This window comes from Nitratidesulfovibrio liaohensis (assembly GCF_011682075.1).
Lineage (GTDB): Bacteria > Desulfobacterota > Desulfovibrionia > Desulfovibrionales > Desulfovibrionaceae > Cupidesulfovibrio > Cupidesulfovibrio liaohensis.
The window spans coordinates 18,582-27,178 of record NZ_VSMK01000077.1 but is presented as its reverse complement, the minus strand read 5'-3'; the positions used below and the strand labels follow the sequence as shown (position 1 = coordinate 27,178).

8 protein-coding genes are annotated in these 8,597 nt (G+C 56.8%); 4 read left to right on the top strand and 4 right to left on the bottom strand.

From position 1 onward, the window contains the following. The first annotated feature begins 219 nt into the window (after positions 1–219). The 4 genes from FVW27_RS03515 (at position 220) to FVW27_RS03500 (ending at position 4,905) form a co-directional block, all read left to right on the top strand. A complete protein-coding gene (locus FVW27_RS03515; protein ID WP_167122778.1) occupies positions 220–912 on the top strand; it encodes a hypothetical protein in 693 nt (230 codons plus the stop codon). Between the two features lie 323 nt (positions 913–1,235). Continuing rightward, positions 1,236–1,997, top strand: a complete 762-nt coding sequence (locus tag FVW27_RS03510; protein ID WP_167122776.1) for a DUF2087 domain-containing protein — start codon at positions 1,236–1,238, stop codon at positions 1,995–1,997. Positions 1,998–2,194: 197 nt separating this feature from the next. After that, positions 2,195–3,259, top strand: a complete 1,065-nt coding sequence (locus FVW27_RS03505) for an NAD(P)-dependent oxidoreductase (RefSeq protein WP_341806061.1) — start codon at positions 2,195–2,197, stop codon at positions 3,257–3,259. Between the two features lie 458 nt (positions 3,260–3,717). Continuing rightward, positions 3,718–4,905, top strand: coding sequence for a tyrosine-type recombinase/integrase (locus tag FVW27_RS03500; protein ID WP_167122772.1), 1,188 nt, complete (start codon positions 3,718–3,720; stop codon positions 4,903–4,905). Between the two features lie 398 nt (positions 4,906–5,303). On the opposite strand, the gene FVW27_RS03495 is transcribed toward FVW27_RS03500, so the two are convergent. The 4 genes from FVW27_RS03495 to FVW27_RS03480 all read right to left on the bottom strand — a co-directional run bounded on the left by FVW27_RS03495 (position 5,304) and on the right by FVW27_RS03480 (position 8,226). After that, positions 5,304–5,681: a type II toxin-antitoxin system VapC family toxin gene (locus FVW27_RS03495; protein ID WP_167122770.1), complete on the bottom strand. Its 378-nt coding sequence runs from the start codon at positions 5,679–5,681 to the stop codon at positions 5,304–5,306. Continuing rightward, positions 5,678–5,920: a type II toxin-antitoxin system Phd/YefM family antitoxin gene (locus FVW27_RS03490; protein WP_035069587.1), complete on the bottom strand. Its 243-nt coding sequence runs from the start codon at positions 5,918–5,920 to the stop codon at positions 5,678–5,680. Before FVW27_RS03490 ends, FVW27_RS03495 begins: the two co-directional genes overlap by 4 nt. Positions 5,921–6,126: 206 nt before the next feature. Continuing rightward, complete coding sequence (locus FVW27_RS03485; protein ID WP_167122768.1) at positions 6,127–7,251, bottom strand: FkbM family methyltransferase; 1,125 nt, start codon at positions 7,249–7,251, stop codon at positions 6,127–6,129. 330 nt (positions 7,252–7,581) lie between these two features. Then, a complete protein-coding gene (locus FVW27_RS03480; protein ID WP_167122766.1) occupies positions 7,582–8,226 on the bottom strand; it encodes a hypothetical protein in 645 nt (214 codons plus the stop codon). Between the last annotated feature and the right edge of the window lie 371 nt (positions 8,227–8,597).

Below are 8,597 nucleotides of genomic sequence, written 5' to 3'. Positions count from 1 at the left end.
GCGTGCTCAAGAGCACCTTCGTGACCGTGTACCAGGGGTGGCGCAATGCTTCGCCCGCTGATGCAGAACGCTATCGCACGGCGGCTCTGCAAGGCATCGAGCGGATCAGGCTGGAGCCTGGCATGAATGTAGTGCCCATGCCTTAGACCTCATGTCTTGCCAACACACCGACCATATCTTTTCAAGGGAATTCCGATGTCGCAACGCTCAAGCCGTAACATGCTCGTGTTCATAACTGCAGCCGCGCTGACTTTGCTGATTTCCGGCGCGAGCCTCACCCTTGCAGCGGCATCGGGCAGCCAAAACGGCGATAATGCCAAGCCGTTTTCGGCATCCTCCAGTGACAACGGGCAGGATTCATCCCAAGTCGCGCCCATGATCATGCAAACCATGACCATCTACAACGGACTGCTCACCTATCCGGCACCGCACTGGATCACCTCGCCCAAGGATGTCGGCAACTTCAAGGCGTCGCGAGAACAAACCAAGAGCAGTTTCACGTTCGAGCAGATTCCGAAGACTCATGATTTCGAAAACTGGACGATGCTGTACGGCGTCTACGGCTGGCACCTTCCGGACTACGACTTCAAGCGGTTCATCGCGGAATCGCTGAATGCCTTGGCGCTGGGCTGCAAGGAGCAGGCGAAGTCAAAGCTCGTCAGTGCCGAAGGCGGCAGCGTGATCATGACCTACCACTGCGCCGCCCTTGTCGATCCGCTGGTGAAGAACGGCAAGGACACGGAAAGCGGTTTTCTCTACATGAGCCACGTGGGTTCATCCTACGTGAAGGTCTATCAGGCCTGGCGCTCCAGCAACAAGGACAGGGACACTCCGGCGTGGCCCATCAATGACGCATCCGTTACCAACGCCATCGAGCGCATGAAGCGTATTACCTACACCCCCAGACAGTAATAACCCTTGGCAATTCCATCCTCGCTGGTACAACAATGCGGGGAGATGCGAACAACGCTCACATTTTCCGCCGGGGCCGCCCAATGTGGTGCGGCCTCGTCCCCTGCGCTCGCCCCGGTGCCTGGGTATTGCCCCCCCGCTTGAAAAACCCCGCGCCCCGGTGTAGACCCGGAACCGGTCGGCAGTTCACCAAGGCGTCACTGTCCCCCTGCGGGAAGCTAAACCTGCCATCTCTCCATCCCGACACGCACCTGCCTCGTGCCGCGTCGAAAGCCAGTGACCATCGACACCCCATCCGGATCGGCACGTCGAGAGGATAGGTGATGTCCAGACCTCGTTTTCCCTTCATCGCCAAGGACGTCTCCGCACTGGCCCGTTCGCTGCAACGCGAACTGGCGGCTTGTGCCATGTCGTCGCAACTGGCAGGCCGTGGTGGCCGCCCAGCTGACGATGCCTGCGGCAACCCCGCCCATGATGCCACTGGCTGCCCCACTGTCGGTTCCGACGGTGATGCCGGGTGCGTTCCCGTGAATGCCCCCGGCCCCGTCAGCCATGTCAGCCATGTCCAGTTGCTGAACATGCTGGTCCGCGCCGTGGGTTACCGCAACTTCCAGCACTACCGGGCCCAGTTCGCGGCGCAGGAACGGCTGGAACGCCTTGCCGCGCCGCAGCCCGCCACCCCGGAAGAACCGGTGGACCTGCGCCGCGTGGAACGCGCCGCCCGCCACTTCGGCCCGGACGACCTGCTGGCCCGCTGGCCGGGCAAGGTCAGCCTGCAACGGCTCTGCCTGTGGTGGGTGTGGTCGCGCCTGCCCGCCGGGCAGGTGCTGACCGGCACCCAGATGGACGACGCCCTGCGCGCCTGCCATCACTTCGGCGATCATGCCCTGTTGCGCCGCTGGCTGTGCGATCTCGGCATGGCCACCCGCACCCCGGATGGCCGCCAGTACCGCCGCGTGGAACAGCGCCCCCCGCAAGAGGCCCTGGCCCTGCTCCAGCATCTGCGCGACCGTGAGCGGCACGCGCGACAGGCGGTCCACAACCCGCCCGCCCCACCCGCCGGGCGCCGTGTGACGGCGGCATAGGGCGCACAGGGCATACGGCACAGACAGGATACAGGCTCACGCGGGGCGCATAGACCACATGGCCCGCTAAAGGCGGCGCGTCCCGCCTCTGCCACCCCAAGGGCCGCCCCCACGGCCGCCCCCGCCCATACAAACAAGGCGGACCGCCCGTCCTCCCCCCTGCACAAGGGACGAGGCCGCACGGTCCGCCTTTCCGTATTGTAAAACGCGTCAGGCGTCCTATACTGAACGAAGGCCGCCGTACCCTGCGGCGGACCGGCGCGGGGGGCCGTCACCGTCAGCCCGCGTCCGCTCATGTCTTCCTCGCATCGGCTCCGCATCGATCACGCTCGGCCACATCGGGCCACGTCCTCCCAAATCGGGGCAACCAACCCGCATCGCAACCAAGGAGCACCATCATGTCCCATATCGCCGTTCTGGGCCTTGGAGCCATGGGCAGGCGCATGGCCGCCAACCTGCTGAAGGCAGGGCATCAGGTCGTTGTGTGGAACCGCACCGCCAAGGCGGCAGAGCCGATGCTGGCCCTGGGCGCCACGCAGGCCGCCACCCCCAAGGATGCCGCCGCCGGGGCGGACTTCGTGCTGGCCATGGTGCGCGACGACGCTGCCTCCGCCACGGTCTGGCTGGACGCCGAAACCGGCGCCTTCGCGGGCCTGCGGCCCGGTACCATCGCCATGGACAGTTCCACCCTGTCGGTGGACTGGATCAAAAAGCTGAGCGCGGAGGCGGCCAACCGGGGCGTGACCCTGCTGGAAACCCCGGTATCCGGGTCGCTGCCGCAGGCCGACGCCGCGCAACTCATCTTTCTGGTGGGGGGCAGCGCAGACGCCTGCAAGAAAGCCGAACCGGTACTGCTGGCCATGGGAAGCACAGTGAACCACACGGGGGATATCGGCACGGGCGCGCTGACCAAGCTGGCCACCAACGCCCTGCTGGGCATCCAGGTGACCGCCATCGCCGAACTGATCGGCATGCTGCATCGCAACGGCGCGGACGCGCAGAAGATCATGGGCATCATCGCTGGCACGGCGGTGTGGAGCCCCTACGCCCAGCGGGCCATTGGCGCGCTGCTTTCGGGCGAGGCGCCCGTGATGTTCCCGGTGGAACTGATCGAAAAGGATTTCGGCTACGCGCTGAAGGCCGCCGGTTCGCCCGATGCCGCACCCACCATCGCCGCCGCGCGCTCGGTATTCCAACGCGGCATGAACGAGGGCCTTGGCGACGCCAACCTGACCAGCGTGGTGAAGCTGTTCCGGACGTAGCGCGAACGGGTTGGGGGGACAGAAGGCATCCCCCGGGTAAGGGGCCTCGCCACTCGAAAGAGTTGAGAGAATCTCCGCACATCTTGCGGCGATTGGAGCAGTATTCCCCTCACCCCGTGCAACCTTGCAGAAATGCTGCAAAAAACCAACACAACGCGCAGGACAAGCAAGAAGGCCCTGAAAGTTGCCTTTCAGGGCCTTCAAATATGGTTGCGGGGGCCGGATTTGAACCGACGACCTTCGGGTTATGAGTTTATTAGTCCACGATATTCCTCACCTTTCCCGACCCACCCCAAGCAATCATATTTATACCATAAAAACAGAATATTGAAGAGCAATATTTAGCCAAAAAGCCCCCTGAACCTTCCCGCGATTTCGCGTTGTCACCCCGCAGAAGGTGGGGCTATAGTGGGGCTGACTCCCTCTCCATGAAACATGCCCATCCCCGCGAGATACCCATGACCACGACGACCTCCACCAGCTACCGCGGCGTTCGTTACCGCGAAAGCCAGACCCGCAAACACGGCTCTAAGCCTGATCGCTACTTCTTCATCCGGTACAAATCCGATGGTAAACCGAAGGAAGAAGGTGCCGGGTGGGCATCCGAAGGCATGACCAGTCAGAAGGCATCTCAACTGCGTGCCAGGATCACTGAGAATATCAGGCTGGGGCGACGCCCGCAGTCTCTCGCCGAAATGCGCGAGATGATGCGCGAGGCCCGCGAACAGGCCGCTGTTGAAGAGCGCCGTGCAGCCCATGCGGCCACAACCTTGGACGAATTCTGGGAGAGGCACTACCTGCCCTCCTCTACCCTGCACAAGACGCCACAGACAATGAGGACGGAATCCGGGTACTACGCCAAATGGATCAAGCCGGTACTCGGCAACTCCCCACTCAGCGCCCTTACCCCGCCACTCATCGAACAGGTTGCCAACAACGCCATGACCGTAGGGCGGAGTGCGGCTACCATCCGCCATCTGCTGGCCATTATATCCCAAGTCTGGGGCATGGCCCGGAATCATGAAATCGTGAGCGGAGAATGCCCCTGCACGCGCATCAAGAAACCCCGCAAGGACAACAGGCGGATGCGCTTCCTAACGGAATCCGAAGCATGCACCCTACTCGCGGAGCTCAAGAAAAGATCACAGGACACTCACGACAGCGCCCTACTCTCCCTCTTCTGCGGCCTCAGGGCCGGTGAAATCCATGCGCTCACCTGGACGGACCTCAACTTCACTGCAGGGACCATCTACATCCGCGACCCTAAGAACAAACACAGCAGGCATGCGTACATGACCGACGAGGTCCGCGCGATGTTCACTGAGCGCGCCCAGGTCTCGAACGGCACCGAGTACGTCTTCCCGGCCCAGAACGGCGCCAAGCGCAACTGGGTATCCGACACCTTCGAGCGCGTCGTCGAGCAACTTGGTCTCAACGAAGGGGTCAGCGACACCAGGCAGCGCGTGGTCTTCCATACCCTGCGCCACACGTTCGCCAGTTGGCTCGTGCAAAGCGGCACACCGCTGTATACCGTCGCCGAACTCATGGGGCATACCACGCTTGAGATGACCAAGCGTTACTCGCACCTCAGCCCCGATACTATCAGGGCCGCAGCGATGAGCCTGCAGGGCAGACTCAGCAAATAGCCCCCCTCCTCGACTTGCCCACGCGTCTACCCGCCAATTACTAGAGCCTTCCCCTAAAGGGGAAGGCTCTAACTAGACACACCCAAAAATTCCCAACACATTGTTTTTATTAAAAAACAGAAGCGACACTCAAACCCATACCGCCAAGCACCGCCAAGACGTCTAACGCACTGAAATTACAGATACAGCCACCAGAACCCACGACTCGTCAAGTCTGCCTGCCAAGCCTCGACACCGTCAACTCGTCGGTCAAACGTGGCAACATGGCATCACCTGCGGACCACACACCTCCGGTCCTTTGCCCCCCCCCAATTGCTTGTCCGGCTTCCCACAGGCAAGACAGGGGCAAGTGAATGCCCCCCGCACGCTCAGCGAGAGGCACGTCCCCCTTAACGCCTTCAAATTTGGAGCGCCAGCGGCGTGTAACTGGAGAGCACCGTGTCGCCGGTAATCAGCCGCATGGGTTCGGCCATAGCCTGGGAGACCAGCATATGGTCAAAGGGGTCGTTGTGGTGCCTCGGAAGGGTCGCGAGCATCTCTGCATGCGCACCAAGAAGGGGAAGCTCAAGGAAGCCGCTCTCCTGCGCTGCAGCACGAAGCACGGACAACTCGGCATCAAGTTTGCCGATGCGTGTCTTGATGGCGATCTCCCACCAAGACACGGAACTGACAAAGACCTCGTTCTCATCAGCGAGCAGCAGTCCCCGCACAGACTCAATGCGCGGGGAATCGGTCAACGCCCAGAGAACCGCGTTGGTATCCAGCAGCAGTCTCATTCCTCGCTCCCTTCAAACGCCGCAAGAAGTTCCGGCGGCAGAGGAGCGTCGAAATCGTCGGGAACCTTCAGCTTGCCCTTCAGAAGACCAAGACGCTTTTTCGGCTTAGCACTTGCGGCCGACTTAAGGACGGCCTCTGCTCGACCATAGCTGCCGATGAAAATGGTTTCACCACCTGCCGCACGTTTTACCAACTGTGACAGAGAGCTCTTGGCCTGATGCATGGGGACGATATTCATAGCCACCTCCATACGATACTCCTTGTTCATTCTAGACTTAGCTAGAGCTTAGCCCGAAGTCAAGGAGAGCACTTCCGGTGCCGGGCGAGTCAGCAAGCCCCAAATAGATATCGACCGCCCTGCGGGGGGGGGGGGAGGTACGCCAAGCAAGGCCGTGTCAGGCGAATACCATCTCTGTACACACTATATATTTATGACAATTGCAATCAACGAGGCCGGCAGTAAAGCACCGTTTCATGCAATGATGCATGATGGTGGCCAATATAGAATTCATAGTCATGACATACGTTCTGCAAGAACAAAGGGATAAAGTATAAATCCTGAGGCTGATGGTATATCGATATTGCCAATTTTGGGCGATGCTCCGTCAAAGTCCTCAAGGAACCTTTCAACGCATTTATCTCAGATCCTTCTACATCCATCTTTATAAAATCCACTTTCCCGATACGATTTGCTGCAACAATCTCATCTACCGATATACATTCACAAGCAACTGCATTATCACTCGCATCACTTGTTACGTGGGTTCCCTGACCAGAAATTTCAAAAAAAACAGTGTCACGTTTATGCCACATTCCAAATGGAATAACCTTATATACATCATAGAGAGCCTGCGCCTTTATACGTTCACATGCAGCACAAAAACCAACAGGATCAGGCTCAAATCCAAAAATACGTCCTCCCGGCCCCACCGCCTTAATAAAGGCGAGCTGCGAAAGAACATTCTCAGACACCCCTCCATCCATAATGGTATCGTCACATTCCGGCCTAACCAACGGATGAAAATATTCTTCATATGCAGAAACTTTTATAAAGCCGATATTACCAGATTCAACTGCCCGCACCCTAGCTGCAAAAACTGCTCGACTTTCAGCATCGGCCAACATAGCAAAAACGCGTTCAAGACTCTCCTTATTCGAGGAATAATATCCAGGAATATGCGTCGTGGTGATACCAGCGTTATATGGGACTGGCATAAAGGTATAGAAACTGTCATAGCCAACATTGCGCAAATACCACCAACATGAACACAATGGCCCATATTCAAATGCATGGTGGTAAAAAACCACGTCTAGATCAATTCGTTGAACAATTTTTTCCATCTGAAAAACTGGAATATTCTTTCCTCGTTCTTCCGCAAGCGCCCTTCCCATCTCATCACATTGGGCACATCCAGCGCCAACAACAAAAACCGCCTTTGCCCCTGCCAAAAGTACTTCAGGAATGCTTGAAAACGCCGACGGAAGACACACCACGCCAATATTTTTCGACACCGGTATTGCGTTGGGCCGCAACAACGGACTGCCTTTAATCGCAGCAAAGAGATCCATAGCAACACCCGCCTTTCGCAAACGCACAAGCCTTCGAGCCCGCGCGGTCAATTACACTCCAACAACCCACTGCTGCTTGTAAAAAAAAACCACAGCGCATCACGGCGCAGGCGGCAAATTTGTACCACCGCAAAAGCACCTAGCAAAAGCGATGCCAAGCACGCCCACAAGACTCCCCCTTTCTCAACAATCACCAGCGAGCAAACACGCTGAGCGCGTCGCGATGCAACAACAAAACCCAAAGCCCAGCCAATCCTAAGACAGCCAAATCCACACAGGCCTTCGGACACTGCAGTGCAAAGCGTATATTATCTTTACACACCAACAAAATCATGCCTTGGCACTTGTCCACATAGGGACTCTAGCACATTCTGAAACATCTACAGAGGTAGTACACAGGAAAAAATTCTTCACAAGAACACGCAATAACAGAATATCCGCCCCCACATGATGGCGTGGCTGCATTGAAGCACTGTAGGCATGCCCAGAATTTTGAAAAGAAAATCCAGCCATACACACAGGAGTTCCTTTCAACAACAAAGCCAACACCACAGCGAGCACACCAGTAGATGGCTTCGTATTTTCTGTTGAAACATCAACTCCGGCCACATTGAGCACAAGCTGCGCCCTCTGATCGTAACTAAGCACCGTGACATCATCCCAACCATAACCCAATGCACGCAGACAACGTCGTGCCGCAGCAAATCCACACCCTACATCAATATACACCAAATGCTGGGTACGAAGCCCACCAAGGACAGCACGCGCTTCGTGGTTTGCGACCGAATCTCCAAACATGAAGCCCGACATCACAGTAAGCGCAGGACTTGGAAGATCAAGATCCCGAGCTATCGCACCGGAAGCATTAACACAAACCACCTTCGCATCCCTGGCCCATTCTGGCAGAAGTGGATTCGGCGCTGACCCCAACACTAAGACTGGCGCACGAAAAGGACGCACATCCAATCGAACCATACAACACCCCCAGCGGAACCTATAAACAAGTCAAACAAACGCAACATAAATAAAAATCACAATACACACAATACGTCAGCTTATTGCCCCCCCACCTACACCACATAGTGTGTAAAAAATAAGTCTGACAAAAAATCATCATACAAAAACTTCAGCAGCAATCGCTTTCAAATCCACAACTATCCAGTATATCAATTTTATATTCAAAAATCATACATGCTAAAATGGTATTATCTCTCTTGTATCTATTATAGATACATTATTTATTATCACCTTTGTTAATGCCTCTCATCCATAAGAACTAAATACATAAAGATATGCAAACAAATAAATATCTAAACATAAACATACACCTATTACAAAAATCACAC